This is a genomic window from Kaistia algarum (genome assembly GCF_026343945.1).
Lineage (GTDB): Bacteria > Pseudomonadota > Alphaproteobacteria > Rhizobiales > Kaistiaceae > Kaistia > Kaistia algarum.
The window spans coordinates 213,382-229,391 of sequence record NZ_JAPKNJ010000002.1 but is presented as its reverse complement, the minus strand read 5'-3'; the positions used below and the strand labels follow the sequence as shown (position 1 = coordinate 229,391).

General features: G+C 64.8%; 16 protein-coding genes. 2 read left to right on the top strand and 14 right to left on the bottom strand.

Features of this window, described 5'->3' with window-relative positions; all coding sequences use genetic code 11:
• Positions 1-4: 4 nt before the first annotated feature.
• Positions 5-994, bottom strand: a complete 990-nt coding sequence (locus tag OSH05_RS14400; protein ID WP_104220012.1) for an aldo/keto reductase — start codon at positions 992-994, stop codon at positions 5-7.
• A gap of 168 nt (positions 995-1,162) precedes the next feature.
• On the opposite strand from OSH05_RS14400, the gene OSH05_RS14395 reads away from it, so the two are divergent.
• On the top strand, positions 1,163-2,041 hold the full coding sequence (locus OSH05_RS14395; protein ID WP_104219873.1) for a LysR family transcriptional regulator: 879 nt from the start codon (positions 1,163-1,165) through the stop codon (positions 2,039-2,041).
• Between the two features lie 36 nt (positions 2,042-2,077).
• On the opposite strand, the gene OSH05_RS14390 is transcribed toward OSH05_RS14395, so the two are convergent.
• From OSH05_RS14390 to OSH05_RS14330, 13 genes are all read right to left on the bottom strand, one after another.
• Positions 2,078-3,514, bottom strand: a complete 1,437-nt coding sequence (locus OSH05_RS14390) for an aldehyde dehydrogenase family protein (protein WP_104219874.1) — start codon at positions 3,512-3,514, stop codon at positions 2,078-2,080.
• 159 nt (positions 3,515-3,673) lie between these two features.
• Entirely contained in the window at positions 3,674-4,663 is a 990-nt protein-coding gene (gene araD1, locus OSH05_RS14385) for an AraD1 family protein (protein ID WP_104219875.1), read from the bottom strand.
• Positions 4,664-4,772: 109 nt separating this feature from the next.
• The gene (locus OSH05_RS14380) at positions 4,773-5,552 is read right to left on the bottom strand and encodes a FadR/GntR family transcriptional regulator (protein WP_104219876.1); all 780 of its coding nucleotides are present in this window, start codon (positions 5,550-5,552) and stop codon (positions 4,773-4,775) included.
• Positions 5,553-5,682: 130 nt separating this feature from the next.
• Positions 5,683-6,153, bottom strand: coding sequence for a type II toxin-antitoxin system RatA family toxin (locus tag OSH05_RS14375; RefSeq protein WP_104219877.1), 471 nt, complete (start codon positions 6,151-6,153; stop codon positions 5,683-5,685).
• Between the two features lie 6 nt (positions 6,154-6,159).
• Positions 6,160-7,122, bottom strand: coding sequence for a lipoyl synthase (lipA, locus tag OSH05_RS14370; protein ID WP_104219878.1), 963 nt, complete (start codon positions 7,120-7,122; stop codon positions 6,160-6,162).
• A 17-nt stretch (positions 7,123-7,139) separates the two neighbouring features.
• Entirely contained in the window at positions 7,140-7,391 is a 252-nt protein-coding gene (locus OSH05_RS14365) for a GlsB/YeaQ/YmgE family stress response membrane protein (RefSeq protein ID WP_104219879.1), read from the bottom strand.
• A 76-nt stretch (positions 7,392-7,467) separates the two neighbouring features.
• Complete coding sequence (locus OSH05_RS14360; RefSeq protein WP_104219880.1) at positions 7,468-7,722, bottom strand: GlsB/YeaQ/YmgE family stress response membrane protein; 255 nt, start codon at positions 7,720-7,722, stop codon at positions 7,468-7,470.
• A gap of 27 nt (positions 7,723-7,749) precedes the next feature.
• A complete protein-coding gene (gene lpdA, locus OSH05_RS14355) occupies positions 7,750-9,189 on the bottom strand; it encodes a dihydrolipoyl dehydrogenase (RefSeq protein WP_104220013.1) in 1,440 nt (479 codons plus the stop codon).
• A gap of 114 nt (positions 9,190-9,303) precedes the next feature.
• Positions 9,304-9,540: a YdcH family protein gene (locus OSH05_RS14350; protein ID WP_104219881.1), complete on the bottom strand. Its 237-nt coding sequence runs from the start codon at positions 9,538-9,540 to the stop codon at positions 9,304-9,306.
• Between the two features lie 93 nt (positions 9,541-9,633).
• Positions 9,634-10,974: a pyruvate dehydrogenase complex dihydrolipoamide acetyltransferase gene (locus tag OSH05_RS14345; protein ID WP_104219882.1), complete on the bottom strand. Its 1,341-nt coding sequence runs from the start codon at positions 10,972-10,974 to the stop codon at positions 9,634-9,636.
• 9 nt (positions 10,975-10,983) lie between these two features.
• Positions 10,984-12,381, bottom strand: coding sequence for a pyruvate dehydrogenase complex E1 component subunit beta (locus OSH05_RS14340; protein ID WP_104219883.1), 1,398 nt, complete (start codon positions 12,379-12,381; stop codon positions 10,984-10,986).
• Positions 12,382-12,394: 13 nt separating this feature from the next.
• Positions 12,395-13,486 carry a pyruvate dehydrogenase (acetyl-transferring) E1 component subunit alpha gene (gene pdhA, locus OSH05_RS14335; RefSeq protein WP_104219884.1) on the bottom strand — a complete coding sequence of 364 codons (1,092 nt, stop codon included), beginning with the start codon at positions 13,484-13,486 and terminating at the stop codon, positions 12,395-12,397.
• Between the two features lie 144 nt (positions 13,487-13,630).
• A complete protein-coding gene (locus tag OSH05_RS14330) occupies positions 13,631-13,990 on the bottom strand; it encodes an FtsB family cell division protein (RefSeq protein ID WP_104219885.1) in 360 nt (119 codons plus the stop codon).
• Positions 13,991-14,197: 207 nt separating this feature from the next.
• Between OSH05_RS14330 and OSH05_RS14325 the strand changes: the two genes are divergently transcribed.
• Positions 14,198-16,009, top strand: coding sequence for a DEAD/DEAH box helicase (locus OSH05_RS14325; RefSeq protein ID WP_104220014.1), 1,812 nt, complete (start codon positions 14,198-14,200; stop codon positions 16,007-16,009).
• Position 16,010 lies beyond the last annotated feature (1 nt).

Genomic DNA, 16,010 nt, shown 5'->3' with positions numbered 1-16,010 from the left:
ACGGTCAGGCTGCGACGCTCCCCTCGCGGCCGATGACACGGTCGATCTCGATCATGACCGCCTCGGGCAACGGCCCCTTTTCGAGCGCGCCGGCATTCTCCTCGATCTGCCGCGGCGTACGGACACCGGGGATTGGCAGCGTCCGTGCCGACCGGCCCCAGAGCCAGGCGATCGCTCCCTGCGCCAGCGTGCGTCCATCCGATTGCAACAGTTCGCGGATCGCCGCCAGCCGGGCGGCGTAGGACGGCGTCACCTTGCCGTCCGTGAAATAGGGCAGCCACTCGAACGATCCGACCCGTACGTCGTTCGCCGGCAACGCCGTTCCGCCGACAAATTTTCCAGTCAGAAGACCCATTGCGAGCGGTGATCGATTGATCGAGAGCAGCCCCTCGCGCTCGATGACGGCAATCATGGCGTCGGCGGGCCGGAAGAGGTTCATCTCGTGCTGGATCGCGACGAAGCCGTCCCGCCCGGCAAAGGCGGCGGCACCGTCCGGATTGTCGGTGCTCCAGCCGAAGGCGTCGATCTTCCCGGCCTGCCGCAACGCGCCGAGCTTCTCGAAGATCGGCTCCGCATCGGACAGCGGCAGGTCGTTCAGATGCAGTTGCAGGAGGTCGATCCGGTCACGTCGCAGCCGGCGAAGCGAGGTATCGACGATGGCCTCGATGGCAGCCGCGGACTTCTCCTCGCCCAGAGACTGCTTCGTTGTCGGATCGACGACATGGCCGAATTTGGTGGCGATGACGGCGTCGTGGCGGCCGGCCAGCGCTTCGCCCAAGATCTCTTCCGAATGGCCGCCGCCATAATTGGCAGCCGTGTCGAAGAAGCGGATGCCGAGGTCGAGGGCGCGATGGATCGCCGCGATCGATTGGCGGTCGTCAACATCGCCCCAGCCGAGCGGAACCGTGCCGGCGAAGAACGGCCCGCCGATGGCCCAACCGCCGAAGCCAAGCGCCGGGATTTCGCGGCCGTTCCAGAGTGTGCGTGTCAGCATGTCGAAGTCCTTGCGGGCCAATATCAGCCATTGCAAAATTGAAACACGGGAAGTATCCGACCTGTCGCCGGTGTGTCCGGCTGCCACAATCCTTCCTGATCCGGGCGGATTATATGCGCCGCTTGGCATCGACGGGAAACAGACGATCCCGCAAGGACCCTTTCGAAAATGAAAGACATGGACTGGCAGGACCTGAGATTCTTCCTCGCCGTGATGCGCGGCGGTGGTCTTGGTCCGGCGGCGCGTGCGACGGGCACGAGCGCGCCGACGCTCGGGCGCCGGATCACCGCGCTGGAGCAGGCGCTCGGCCAGCGCCTGTTTTCTAGGGGGCGCCAGGGCTATGAGCCGACGGAGGCCGGGCGCGTCCTGCTTGCCCATGCCGAAGATGTCGAGACCGCCATCGCCGGCATCGAGCGCTGGCGCGCCGGGACCTCGACGCGTCCCTCGGTTCGCCTGTCGGCCGGCGCGTGGATGACGCATTTCCTGGCCAGCGATATCGGCTCGATCTGGACGGCAGCCGATCCGTGGACGCTCGAATTCGTCACCGCCAACGCCCGGCTCGATATCGGCCGCAGAGCCGCCGATATCGGCATCCGCAACCGCCGGCCGGAGGAGCCGTGGCTGGCGGGCCGGCGCGTTGGCGTCGTCGCCTTCTGCGCTTATCGCCGGCGACAATCGGGCGCCGAGGCGGCGCTGCCCTGGATCGGCCTGACCGGCGAGGCGACGATTACGCCGTCGGCACAATGGCTTGCGAGCCATCATTCAGACGCGGTCGCCATCCGCGCCAACGATCCGCGCACGCTGCTCGACCTCGTCCGCCAGGGCGTCGGCCAGGCGATCCTGCCCTGCCTCGTCGGCGACCGGGCCACAGATCTCGAACGCGGCGGCGAGCTGATCGAGGCGCTGGCCTCCGAGCAATGGCTGGTAACGCATCATGACGAGCGCCACCATCCGGCGATCCGCGCCACGGCCGAGCGGGTCGTCCGGCTGATCGGCCGCAGCCAGGCGCTGTTCTCCGGCCAGGAAATGAAGACGGGCGCGGAATGACCCGCGCCCGTCATCAGCAAGCCGCCATCGGCACAATCAGGGCTGCGTATACGCCGTCTTCACCGTCGTAAAGAATTCCGCAGCATACTTGCCCTGCTCGCGCGGACCATAGCTCGAACCCTTCCGGCCGCCGAACGGGACGTGGTAGTCGACGCCGGCGGTCGGCAGATTGACCATCACCATGCCGGCTTCGGCGTTGCGCTTGAAGTGCGACGCATGCTTCAGCGAGGTCGTCACGATGCCAGCCGAGAGGCCGAACGGCGTGTCGTTGGCAACGGCGAGCGCCTCTTCATAGTCCTTGACCTTGATCACGCTGGCAACCGGGCCGAAGACCTCTTCCTTGTTGATGCGCATGTCCGGCGTCGTGCCGGTGAACAGCGCCGGCTGCAGGAAGAAGCCGGGATTGTCGCGCTCGATCCGCTGACCGCCAACGGCGAGCGTGCCGCCCTCGTCCTTGGCGATCTGGATGTAGCGCTCGTCCTGGTCCAGCTGGCTCTGGTCAACGACCGGGCCGATATGCGTGCCCTGCTTCACGGCGTCGTCGACGACCAGATCCTGGATGCGCTTGGTGAGCGCCTCGACATACTGGTCATGGATCTTCTCAGTGACGATCAGGCGCGAGGAAGCCGTGCAGCGCTGGCCGGTGGAGAAGAAGGCACTGTTGGCCGTCGTCTCGACCGCGACCTTGAGGTCGGCATCGTCCAGGACGATGGTTGGATTCTTGCCGCCCATTTCGAGCTGGAACTTGCGCATGACGGCGATCGAGGCCTCGGCGACCTTCTTGCCGGTGCCGACCGAGCCGGTGAACGAAACCGCGTTCACCTTCTTCGATTCGAGGATCGCCTGGCCGACGACCGAGCCGCGGCCCATGACGAGGTTCACGACGCCCTTGGGCAGGCCGTTGCGGACCAGAATGTCGATGATCGTCCAGGTGCAGCCCGGAACGAGGTCGGCCGGCTTGATGACGACCGTGTTGCCATAGGCAATGGCCGGCGCCATTTTCCAGGCGGGAATGGCGATCGGGAAGTTCCACGGCGTGATCAGCCCGACGACGCCGATCGGCTCGCGGGTGATGGTAACGTCGATGCCGGGGCGCACGCTCGGCAGGATCTCGCCGGCCAGGCGCAGCGTTTCGCCGGCGAAGAAGTGGAATATCTGCGCGGCGCGGATCGTCTCGCCGATGCCCTCGGGCAGCGTCTTGCCTTCCTCGCGGGAGAGCAGGCGGCCGATCTCTTCCTTGCGGGCGAGGATCTCGTCGCCGGTCCCCTTCAGGATGTCGTGGCGCTGCTGGATGCCCGAGAGCGACCAGGTCTTGAACGCGTCGGCCGCGGCGTCGATGGCTGCCTTGGCGTCGGCAACGGTCGCCTGCGCGAACTCGCCAATGACTTCATTGGTATTGGACGGGTTGATATTGGGCTTGGCGTCGCCGCCGACCCATTCGCCGCCGATATAGTTCTTGTGAAGCGCGTTCATCACGAAATCCTTGCGAACCGTTGAATGGAGAGAGCCGCCCCGAAAGAAGGGGCGACGTCAGGAGGCGGCGTAAACTCTGAATCCGGACCCTCTTCTAGCCCGCGCCGCGCAGGAGGCCAATGCGCCAAAGCGATCGAGCCTCATATATGGGGTCAACCCTCAGAGTTGAATGACCGTGACGTCCTCCGCCGGCGCATAGGCCAAGGCGTTGCGCAGCGGCAGGCCGAAAGCGTCGCATTCGATCTCGAACACGTCGCCCGGCTCGGTCTTGATTCCGGCTGCGACCGACAAGGTCGCCGTGCCGAAGGTGTGGACGTGGACCTGACCGGGGCGGCGGAAGAAGTCATATTTGAAGTGGTGGTGCTCGAGATTGGCGAGCGTATGCGACATGTTCGCCTCGCCCGACAGGAACGGCTCGTCGAAGATCGCCTTGCCGTCGCGGATGACGCGCGAGCGGCCGCGCACATCGTCCGGCAGCGCGCCGACGAGCAGTTCCGGCCCGACCGAGCACTGGCGCAGCTTCGAATGGGCCAGGTAGAGGTAGTTCACCCGCTCCATGACATGGTCGGAGAACTCGTTGGCGAGCGCGAAGCCGATCCGGTAGGGCTGGCCGTCACCGCCGACGATGTAGATGCCCGCAACCTCCGGCTCCTCGCCGCCATCCTGCGCGAAGGCCGGCGCGACCAGCGGCGCCTCGGGCCCGACCAGCAGCGCGCCGTCGCCCTTGAAGAACCATTCCGGCTGAACGCCGGTTGCGCCAGCCGCCGGCTTGCCACCTTCGAGCCCCATGCGGAACATCTTCATCGAATCGGTCAGGGTCTCTTCCGCCGCCGCCACGGTCTTGTGCATGGCATCGCGCGCCGACGCCGAGCCGAGATGGGTAAGGCCCGTGCCGGTGATGAGGAGATGCGCGCTGTCGGGATGATCGATCGGCGCCAGAACGCGGCCCGACGCGAGTAGCGCGGCGCGATCGACGGCTGCGCCCTGCCCTGCCGCCTCGACTTCCGCCACGATGCCACGCTTGGAGCGGATCGCCGCCTGGGCGAGATCATAGACGCTGGCAAACCCCGGAACGACGAACGATCCAGCCTCGGTCGTTGCCACGACGGCGCGATCACCGGCCTCGTTGCTGATCTGCATCAAACGCATGCGTTTCCTCCTTGATTGGTCGTCCAGAGCTTGGCTCTGCCACATTTTCCATTCGGCGAACGATCCCCCATCCGGCCGCTAAGCAGCCAAGGCAGCGGTTCTCCCCGGCTCAACGAATTTCCTTGTCCGCCCCGGAATCGACGCGGCGGCTGACCCAGATCGAATCGAAGACATTGCCCTTGGCGTTGCGGAGCAGCCTGCGCATGGCGAGATAGGCCTCTTCCGGGTCGCGCTTACGGATTGCTTCGTACACATCGCGGTGCTGCAAGACGGCGTCATCGCCCATAACGGTGCGCCAACCGAGCGAAAACGAGACGACGAGGCCCGATTCGATCAGGCTGCCGACCGAGCGCAGCATTGGATTATGCGAGGCTTCCAGCACCGTCATGTGAAAGGCGAGATCGGAGCGGATCTGGTCGGAGCTGCCGCGCTCGCGATTCTGGATACCTTCCAGCGCCACCCGCAGCGTTTCCAACTCCTCCTCGGTCGCGCGCTCGGCCGCCCGCGCCGCGGCGGCGGGCTCGATGATTTCGCGCATCTCGAAGAGGGAATGGATGAATTCATCGCTCGGCCGCTGGTCGAGCTGCCAGCTCAGCACATCGGAATCGAGCATGTTCCAGTCGGCGCGCGGGCGCACCTTGGTGCCGATCTTGGGGCGAGAAACTGTCAGTCCCTTGGCCGAGAGCAGGCGGATCGCCTCGCGAACAGCCGTCCGCGACACGCCGAACTCTTCCTGCACCTTGGGTTCGGTGGGCAGCGTCTCGCCGGGAGGATATTGACCGGTGACGATCCGCCGGCCGATCTCGGCGGCGACACGGTCGGAAAGGCTGCCGGGCCGCTCCCGGCCCGAAGCCGCGATCCGTCGGGTCGCTTCCATCGTGCCGCGCATGATCGCTCCGCTCCGCCCTGCCCTCGCTCCGCCGCTTCCGATATCATAGTATGTTTGCGGATGGCAAACTACGGGGCGGTTGGATGGTTTGGCTTAGCCTTTGATCGCTTCAGCGAAGTGTCGCGAAAATCTACGACTCCGTGAGCCTCACCGACGCCGGATAGATCACGTCGGCGCGTTTCTCGAAGGCTTCGGCGAATTTCCGGAATGCCTTGTCGAAGACGCTGCCCATCAGCATGGAGAGCGCTCGCGATCGAAACTCGTAGTCGATCGAGAAACGCACAAGGCTGCTGGCGTCTCCCCCCGGAACGAAGCTCCAGACGTTCTCCAGATGCTTGAACGGCCCGTCTAGATAGTCGGCGCGGATCGTAAGCGCCTCGGGGTCGATGACAACCTTGGTGGTGAAGGTCTCGCGGATGAACTTGTAGGCGACCGTCATGTCGGCAATCAGCACCTCGCGACGCCCGTCAGCACGGCGCGTGCGCACGGCCAGGCGTTCGCAAAGCGGCACGAATTGCGGATATTTCTCGACATCGGCAACAAGCGCGAACATCTCGTCGGCCGAATGGCGGACGGGTCGCTCGGTCGAATAATGGGGCATTCGCCTTCAGACGCCCCGTTCGGACCGCCGCGCCGCCTTGAGCCGCGCGAAATCCTCGCCGGCATGATGCGAGGACCGCGTCAGCGGGCTCGACGACACCAGGTGGAACCCTTTGGCATAGGCGATGGTCTCGAACGACTTGAACTCGTCCGGAGTCACGAAGCGGATCACCGGATGGTGCTTGCGGCTCGGCTGGAGGTACTGGCCGATCGTCAGGAAATCGACATCGCCGACGCGCAGATCATCCATGAGCTGCAGAACCTCGTTCCGCTCCTCGCCGAGCCCGACCATGATGCCGGACTTGGTGAACATGGCGGGATCGAGCTCCTTCACCCGCTGCAGCAGCCGCAGCGAATGGAAATAGCGCGCGCCGGGGCGAACGGTCAGGTACTTGGACGGAACCGTCTCGAGATTATGGTTGAAGACGTCCGGCTTTGCGGCGACGACGACTTCCAGCGCGCCCGGCTTGCGGAGAAAATCCGGCGTCAGGATCTCGATCGTCGTTCCAGGCGCGGCGGCGCGGATCGCAAGAATCACCTCGGCAAAGTGCTGCGCACCGCCATCGGCGAGGTCATCACGATCGACCGAGGTGATGACGACATGCTCGAGCCCGAGCTTGGCGACGGCTTCGGCGACCTTCTCCGGCTCGGCCCGGTCCAGCGGCTGCGGCATTCCCGTGCGCACATTGCAGAAGGCACAGGCGCGTGTGCAGGTGTCGCCCATGATCATGAAGGTCGCGTGCTTCTTCGACCAGCACTCGCCGATATTGGGGCAGCCGGCCTCCTCGCACACGGTGACGAGGCCGTTCTTCTTCACGATCTCCTGCGTCTCGCGATAGACCGGCGAGCCCGGCGCGCGAACGCGGATCCAGTCCGGCTTGCGCAGCAGTGGCGTCTCGGGACGCTTTGCCTTTTCCGGATGGCGGGGACGCTCCGCCTTGGCGGTTACCGTGTCGAGAACGACGACCATGTGGGGCTTCTTTTCGATCAGCTCCGGCGGAAGAGGCCGAGAAGGAACAGGAGGACGATCGCGCCGATCGTCGAAACGACGAGGCTCGATATGAAGCCGGGTTGGGGCATCAGGTTGAAGCTGGAGACAAGGATCGCGCCGATCCACGAGCCGATGAGGCCGACGATCAGATTGACGATCAGGCCGTGGCTGCGCCCCAGCGTGCGCGAGGCGATCCAGCCGGCGAGGATGCCGATGATGATGGTTGCGAAAATTCCAACGCCGGTCATGAGCGAGCCTTCCGATCCATTTGCGCCAATATGGTCCCGGGGCCGGCTTGCCGCCAGCCCCGCCGCGACATGGCTATCATGCAAGAACCCGCGCGATCAGCACGACCACGACCGCGCCGATTGCCGCCACGACGATCTGGTTGACGAACTCGTTGCCGAGATTGATCGGGATCTCGAAATAGCGGACGAGAAACCCGCCCACCACAGCGCCGACCAATCCGACGATGATGTTGCGGAGCAACCCTCCGCCGCCGACGACCAGACTGGCGAGCCAGCCCGCCAGCAGGCCGATGACGATCCAGATCAGGATCGATTTGAGCTGACTGTCCATGCCCGCTTATCTCCCGGAACGCGCGCCTCAGATATGGATCGCCCGGCCATAGGCGGCCATCACGCTTTCATGCATCGTCTCAGAAAGCGTCGGATGCGGGAAGACGGAATGGATCAGGTCTTCTTCCGTCGTCTCCAGGTTCATGGCGATGACAAAGCCCTGGATCAGTTCGGTCACTTCGGCGCCGACGAGATGCGCGCCGAGCAGCTGGCCGGTCTTCTTGTCGAAGATCGTCTTGACGAGGCCCTCCGGCTCGCCGAGCGCGATCGCCTTGCCATTGCCGATGAAGGGGAACTTGCCGACGCGGATGTCGTAGCCGGCCTCGCGAGCTTTCTTCTCGGTGAGCCCGACCGAGGCGATCTGCGGGTTGCAATAGGTGCAGCCGGGGATCTTGGCCTTGTCCATGGCGTGGGGATGCAGGCCGGCAATGCCCTCGACGCAGAGAACGCCCTCATGCTCGGCCTTGTGCGCCAGCATCGGCGGTCCCGCCACGTCGCCGATCGCGAAGATGCCCGGGACGCTGGTCTTGCCGAGGCCGTCGGCGACAATGCAGCCGCGATCCGTCTTGATGCCGAGCTTTTCCAGCCCGAGCCCCTCGATATTGCCGACCACGCCGACGGCCGAAATCAGCTTGTCGGCAGTGATCTCCTGCGTCTTGCCGTCGCCGGTGTCGATGGTCGCGGTCACGGAATCCGCGCCCTTCACCACCTTCGTCACCTTGGCGCCGGTCAGGATCTTGATGCCCTGCTTTTCCAGGCGCTTGCGGGCATGGGCCGCGATTTCCTCGTCCTCGACGGGTAGGATCTGCGGCAGGACTTCGACCACGGTCACGTCGACGCCCATCGTATTGTAGAACGAGGCGAATTCGATGCCGATCGCGCCGGAGCCCATGACGAGCAGCTTCTTCGGCATCGTCTCGGGCACCATCGCCTCGAAATAGGTCCAGATCAGCTTGCCGTCCGGCTCGATACCGGGCAGCGCGCGCGGCCGAGCTCCGGTGGCGACAATGATGTTCTTGGCTTCGTAGTTTCCAGCCGGCAGCGCACCCTTCGGCGGCGTATTCGGCTTGCCATAGGCTTCGGCTGCGGCCGGCTTCACCGTGACCTTGCCGGGCGCCGTGATCTCGGCGAGACCCCAGATCACATCAACCTTGTTCTTCTTCAAAAGCCCGGTGACGCCCTGGTTCAGTTGGCTTGCAACGCCGCGAGAGCGCTTGGTAACCGCGGCCGGGTCGAAACCGATCTTCTCGGCGGAGAGACCATAGTCCGAAGCATGCTCGAAATAGTGATAGATCTCGGCCGAGCGCAGCAGCGCCTTGGTCGGGATGCAGCCCCAGTTCAGGCAGATGCCGCCGAGATGCTTGCTCTCGACCACGGCCGTCTTCAGCCCAAGCTGCGCCGCCCGGATCGCCGCGACATAGCCGCCCGGGCCGGAACCGATAATGATCACGTCGTAGCCGTTGGCCATGGCGGGCATCCCCTCGCATCGTTAGGGCGCCAAGCTGAAAGCCGGCGCCGTCCTTATTCCATCGCCTGCAACGTCAAGGCCGGGTCCCGTCCCGAAGGCGGGACCCGCGCCCGATCACGCCCGCAGCAGCGCGGCGATCTCGTCCTTGAGCCGCATGCGCGTCTTGCGCATTTCGATCATGTGGACGTCGTCGGTCGGTTCGACATCGGTCTCGGCGCGGTGAATGGCGCGGTTGACCTCGTGATATTCGTCCGCAAGCTTCGCGAAATGCGCGCTCTCGGCGCTGAGCTTGGCTATCTTCTCGTGCTCGCCGGGAAAGTCCTCGGCGAGTTCGTGCGGCGTGTGGGCCATATAGCTACTCCCTGATGCGGTTGCGCGCCGAACATGCGGATCGCTGACGGACCGGCCTTGCGCTAGATCAAGCCGACCGCCGAGATCTGTCCATCACACCAGCATCGACATCGGCTTCTCGATGAAGCCCTTGAACGCCTGCAGGAGTTCCGCCCCAAGCGCGCCGTCGACGACGCGGTGATCGGTCGAGAGCGTCACCGACATGATAGTGGCGATCTTGATTTCGCCGCCGCGCACGACCGGCTGCTGGATGCCGGCGCCGACCGCGAGAATGGTCGCGTGCGGCGGGTTGATGATCGCGGCGAAATCCTTGACCCCGAACATGCCGAGATTGGATACCGACGTCGTGCCGCCCTGATATTCCTCAGGCTTCAGCTTGCGATCGCGCGCCCGCTTGGCGAGGTCCTTCATCTCGTTCGAGATCGCCGACAGCGTCTTCCTGTCGGCATTGCGCACCACCGGCGTGATCAGCCCGCCGGGAATCGATACGGCGACGCCGACATCGACCACCTTGTGGACGACCATGGCATCGCCGGTCCAGGAAGCGTTCGCGGCCGGAATCTTCTTCAGCGCCAGCGCCATGGCCTTGATGACCATGTCGTTGACCGAAATCTTGTATTCTGGCTTGCCGTCCTTGTCCTTCGGCGCGGCACCGTTGATCTGCTCGCGCAGCGCCAGGAGCGCGTCGAGATCGGTATCGACCGTGACGTAGAAATGCGGAACCGTCTGCTTCGATTCTGTGAGGCGGCGGGCGATCGTCTTGCGCATATTGTCGTGCGGGACGAGCTCGTACGACCCTTCGGCGAAGAGTTTCAGCATCTGCGCGTCGCTCGGTCCGACCGGAGCCGGAGCCGCTGCGGCTGCAGCTGCGGGCGCTGGAGCGGCGGCCGGAGCAGCCTTGGCCGCGCCGCCAGACTTCGCCGCCTCGATATCGGCCTGGACGATACGACCATGCGGACCGGAGCCGGCGACCTTCGCCAGGTCGAGCCCGGCTTCCTTGGCGAGCCGGCGGGCGAGCGGCGAGGCGAAGAGACGCTCACCCTTCTCTGCCACCGGAGCCGCAGCGGCAACCGAGGCCGCAGCAGGAGCTGCCGGAGCCGGAGCAGCGGCCGGAGCGACTGGCGCAGGCGCCTCGGCGGCCTTGGCGTGAGCCGCAGGAGCGGTTGCGTCACCCAACGCACTCGGCGTCTCTCCGTCGGCCAGCAGCACCGCGATCAGCGCATTGACCTTCACGCCCTGCGTACCTTCGGGGACGACGATCCGACCGACCGTGCCCTCATCGATGGATTCGACTTCCATCGTCGCCTTGTCGGTCTCGATCTCGGCAATCACGTCGCCGGATTTGACCCTGTCGCCTTCCTTCACGTTCCACTTGGCGAGGTTGCCCTCCTCCATGGTCGGCGAAAGCGCAGGCATGAGAATATTGATCGGCATGGCGTCCCCCTAGCGATACGTGACGGCTTTGACAGCCGCGACCACTTCGCCGACATTCGGCAGAGCCAACTTTTCGAGATTGCCCGCATAAGGCATCGGCACGTCCTTGCCCGTCACCTTGAGCACCGGCGCGTCGAGATAGTCGAACGCCTTCTCCATGAGCTGCGAGGCGATCTCGGAACCGATCGAGTTCTGCGGCCAGCCCTCCTCGACCGTGACGCAGCGGCCGGTCTTCTTGACCGAGGCGATCACCGTATCGATGTCGAGCGGGCGCAGCGTGCGAAGGTCGATGACCTCGGCGTCGATGCCTTCCTTGGCCAATTCGTCCAGCGCCTTGACGACATAGTTCATGCCGATGCCGAAGGAGACGATGGTGACGTCCTTGCCGGTCTTGTGGATCCGCGCCTTGCCGATCGGCAGCACGAAATCATCCAGCTTCGGCACATCGAAAGAGTGGCCGTAGAGAATCTCGTTCTCGAGGAAAATGACCGGGTTCGGGTCGCGGATCGCGGCCTTGAGCAGGCCCTTGGCGTCGGCGGCCGAATAGGGCGCGACCACCTTGAGGCCCGGTATATGGCTGTACCAGGACGAATAATCCTGGCTGTGCTGAGCGCCGACGCGGGAGGCGGCGCCGTTCGGGCCACGGAACACGATCGACGCACCAAGCTGGCCGCCCGACATATAGAGCGTCTTGGCAGCCGAGTTGATGATCTGGTCCATCGCCTGCATGGCGAAGTTGAAGGTCATGAACTCGACGATCGGCTTCAGACCGGAGAGCGCGGCGCCCACCGCGAGGCCGGCGAACCCGTGCTCGGTGATCGGCGTGTCAATGACGCGATCGGCACCGAATTCCTGCAGAAGACCCTGCGTGATCTTGTAGGCACCCTGATATTCCGCGACTTCCTCGCCGATGACGAACACGTCGCCATCGCGCCGCATCTCCTCGGCCATAGCGTCGCGAAGCGCCTCGCGCACGGTCATCGAGACGAACTCGGTGCCAGCGGGAATAGCCGGATCTTGCGCGATCTCGACGATCGGCGCAGCAACGGCGGCGGCCGGGGCAGCCACAGGCGCCGGAGCGGCGGGAGCAGCCGCTTCAGCAGCAGCGGGCGCCGCGGCAGGGGCCGGAGCGGCAGCGCCGCTGCCAACCTTGGCGGCGTCCTCGCCGTCGGCGGCGAGAATCGCGATCGGCGTGTTGACCTTCACATTCTCCGTGCCTTCCGGCACGAGTAGGCGGGCGATGGTCCCCTCATCGACCGCCTCGACCTCCATGGTCGCCTTGTCGGTCTCGATCTCGGCGATGACGTCGCCGGATTTGACTGTGTCGCCCTCTTTCTTCAGCCATTTGGAGAGCGTGCCCTCCTCCATGGTCGGCGAGAGGGCGGGCATCAGAATGTCGATTGGCATTTTGGTTTCCGCCCTACTTGACGATGTCGGTCCAGAGCTCGGCGACATCCGGCTCAGGGTTGTTTTGCGCGAAATCGGCGGCATGATTGACGATGTCACGGACCTCGGCGTCGAGCTGCTTCAGCTCCTCCTCGCTCGCCAGCTTGCCCTCGATCAGGCGCAGGCGGACCTGCTCGATCGGGTCATGCTCGGTGCGCATCTTCTGCACCTCGTCCTTCGAGCGATATTTCGCCGGATCGGACATGGAGTGGCCGCGATAGCGATAGGTCTGCATCTCGAGGATGTAGGGCCCCTTGCCGGCCCGGCCCCAGGCCACAGCTCGTTCGCCGGCGGCCTTGACCGCCCGAACGTCCATGCCGTCGACCTGCTCGCCCGGAATGTTGAAGGAAAGGCCACGCTTGGAGAAATCGGTCTGCGCCGACGAGCGCGACACGGAGGTTCCCATGGCGTAGCGATTGTTCTCGATGATGAAAACGACGGGCAGCTTCCAGAGCTCCGCCATGTTGAAGCTCTCGTAGACCTGACCCTGATTGGCGGCGCCGTCGCCGAAATAGGTCAGCGAGACGTTGTCGTTCTTGCGGTAGCGGTTTGCGAAGGCGAGACCGGTGCCGAGCGAGACCTGCGCGCCGACGATGCCGTGGCCGCCGAAGAACTGCTTCTCGATCGAGAACATGTGCATTGAGCCGCCCTTGCCGCGCGAATATCCATCGCGCCGACCGGTCAGCTCTGCCATCACGCCCTTCGGGTCCATGCCCGCCGCGATCATGTGGCCATGGTCGCGATAGCCGGTGATCACCTGGTCCTCGCCGGTCCGGATCGCCATCTGCATGCCGACTACGACGGCTTCCTGGCCGATATAGAGGTGACAGAAACCGTGGATGAGGCCCATGCCGTACATCTGGCCGGCCTTTTCCTCGAATCTGCGGATCAGCAGCATCTCGCGATAGGCGAAGAGTTCCTGCTCCTTCGTGAATTCGGACACCGACGCCTTGGCACCGGAGGCCGATTTGGCCGGAGCCGAGGCTCTCGCCGGCCTTGAGGCCGCGGGCTTGCGTCCTTCGGCCGACGCAGCTTTGCTGCCGACCTTCGATTTGGCTACGGCCATACCTTCATCTCCAGGGCGTTTCCCAATTTTCTGCTGGAGACGTTAGCTGAAGCCGAATGGCATTCCAAGATGCATGGCAGGCAATGGAGCCATGCGCCAACTACATGACTTCATTGAAAAAAGCGAAGATCAACCAAATATCGGTTAATTGCTGCTTTGCGGCAGAAGTGATTGCTGCGGGGTCTGCTGCGATGCAGCGAGATCGATCACGATCTCATCAGGATGCAGGACGTTGAGATTGCGGCGAGCCCGCTCGTCGATCATGTCTGGATCGAGGCTGGTCGGCCGGAGCAGGGCGACGCGATGCTCCAGCGACGCCCGCTGCTGCTTCAGCGAGACGAGTTCGGCTTCAAGGCCGATCGCCTCGCGCTGCATCCGATCACGCGACCAGATTCCATAGTCGCCGTTGAACGAATGATAGCCGAAATAGGCGAGCACTGCGAGCGAGCCAAGCGGCAGCAGGAACCGACGAAGTCTGGAGTTCTTGCGATATCGGGTCTTCATCGGGCGGAGGGCACACGCTTCCAACAGGGTTGATAAACCATGCCCGAAGACGATTAACGCGGCGTTGCCGAAAAGAAATCCGTCGCAGAAGCGAGAGATTTGGCACTCCCGGCCGCCTCGGCCTTGGCGTATCGTCGAGGGAGCGTTAAGAGGCAGCTTCCCTCCCCTGTCCGTATCGGACCGGGAGCTTTGATCGATCGCGTGTCCATGACCCTATCTATTCCCTATTCCGCCCTTTCCGGCGCGCTCGAAGCGCGCGGCTATACCCAGCTGACGCCCGTTCAGTCGGCTGTGCTCGAGTCGAACGCGGCAGAACGGGATCTTCTGGTTTCCGCGCAGACCGGTTCCGGCAAGACCGTAGCCTATGGACTTGCCCTCGCCTCGACGCTGCTCGGCACCGCCGAGGCGCTTCCTCCCGCTGCCGCGCCGATGGCGCTCGTGGTCGCGCCGACGAGAGAGCTGGCGCTCCAGGTGCAGCGCGAGCTCGAATGGCTCTACGGACCAGCGGGTGGGCGCATCGTCTCCTGCGTCGGCGGCATGGATGTGCGCCGCGAACAGCGCGCGCTTTCGTCCGGCGCCCATATCGTCGTCGGGACTCCCGGAAGGTTGCGCGATCATCTGGAGCGCGGCCGTCTCGACATTTCGAAGCTCGCCGCCGTCGTGCTCGACGAGGCCGACGAGATGCTCGACCTCGGCTTCCGCGAAGATCTCGAGTTCATCCTCGACGCCTCGCCCGGCGTACGACGTACGCTGCTGTTCTCCGCCACGCTGCCGCGCGAAATCGTCAAGCTCGCCAAGCGCTACCAGCATAATGCCCTGCGCATCGATACGAACGACGAAAACCAGCCCCACCGCGATATCGAATACCGCGCCTATCGCGTGGCACCCAATGAGATCGAGCCGGCGCTGGTCAACATACTGCGCTACACCGACGCGCCGACGGCTATCGTCTTCTGCGCCACGCGCGAGGCAGTTCGCCGACTGCATGGCGCACTGCTGGAGCGGGGGTTCCTCGTCGTCGCGCTTTCCGGAGAGTTGAGCCAGACCGACCGAACCATGGCACTGCAGACCCTACGTGATGGACGCGCGCAGGTCTGCGTCGCGACCGATGTCGCGGCGCGAGGGCTGGACCTTCCGGATCTAGGCTTGGTGGTTCATGCCGACCTGCCGCAGAATCACGAGACGCTGCTCCATCGCTCCGGCCGCACCGGGCGCGCCGGCCGCAAGGGCGTCAGCGCGTTGATCGTGCCCTATAACGCCCGCAGCAAGGCCCAGCGCCTTATTACGGCGGCTGGCGTCGAAGCCTATTGGACGGCCGCTCCCTCCGCCGACGAGATCCGCCAGCGCGATCACGAGCGGCTGATGGACAGCATGTCGACGGCCGAGCCACCCACGGACGACGAAGCCAAACTCGCCGAAGAGTTGCTTGGCCGATTGGGACCGAACGGCGTCGCGATCGCCTTTCTCCGCCTCGACCGCGCCAGACTGCCGGCGCCCGAGGAACTGTTCGATCCGGGTCCGCAGGTCGACGGCCGCAACGCACGCGAGAGCCGTGGCCGGCAGAGGGCCGAGACGCATCGGCACGAGCGCATCCGCTCCGACCGCTCGCGCGGCGGGCGCGAGGACGGAGCGTCGGTGGATGCATCGGCCGGTCCGCAGGGGCAGGACGAAGATCGCCGCCCGCCCCTCGCCATTGGTTCCGACAGCGGCGCCGCCTGGTACAAGATGTCGATCGGCCGGCAGAAGAACGCCGATCCGAAGTGGCTGCTGCCGCTGATCTGCCGCCGTGGCCATGTCACGCGCAACGAGGTCGGCGCGATCCGAATCTTCGATAAGGAAACCGTGTTCGAGATCAACGCCGACGCGGCCGATCGATTCGAGATGGCGCTGGCGCGAGGCTCGGCCGAGGACATCCGCATCGAACGTCAGGATGGGCCGCCCAACAAGCCGATGCCCACGGCCAAATCGCGCAAGCCGCGCCCCGAAGGCACCGCGAAGCGCCCTCGCCGGCCGGCCTAGG